The 417-nt window shown below is 50.1% G+C and carries 1 protein-coding gene; it reads right to left on the bottom strand.

Going from position 1 to position 417, the window contains the following annotated elements; genetic code table 11:
- Positions 1-98 precede the first annotated feature (98 nt).
- Positions 99-417, bottom strand: a 319-nt coding sequence (locus F0L74_RS34575; RefSeq protein WP_213087171.1) for a hypothetical protein, incomplete at its 5' end; no start/stop codon positions are given.

The following is a 417-nucleotide window of genomic DNA, read 5'->3' as shown; positions in this document are numbered from 1 at the left end:
TAGGTGCTCATGATACAATATTTTTACATTTAGATCATCATTTTTGTATTTTTATTTACAATTATACTGTACTATTGCAAGAATATCAGTAAGCTGGCTCAGTTGAGGGTCTCGGGAAGAGTGACAGCGGGTGCCGGGATGATAGGGGTACCAACAATTACGGGCTTGACGACTTCGGGGAGGACAGGGCTGGGGAGCTCCACGGGTTCAGGAACGTCGATTTCAGGAAATACGGGAGTGGGGAGAATAACAACTTCGGGCAAAGGCTCCTCGGCAATGTCCTCAACATCAACGGGATCAGCGGCAATCTCGGAAGGACGGTTCACGTTGATGATGATCTGGACGAGGGGAGTGCCATCAGCGCCGGTGACAGTCACAGGGGCACCTTCAACAATGGCAGGTCCAACAGAGATGGGC

Origin of the sequence: Chitinophaga agrisoli (assembly GCF_008386695.1) — a bacterium.
Taxonomy (GTDB): Bacteria; Bacteroidota; Bacteroidia; order Chitinophagales; family Chitinophagaceae; genus Chitinophaga; species Chitinophaga agrisoli.
The sequence above is the reverse complement of the archived record's forward strand: the minus strand, read 5'-3'. Positions and strand labels throughout refer to the sequence as shown.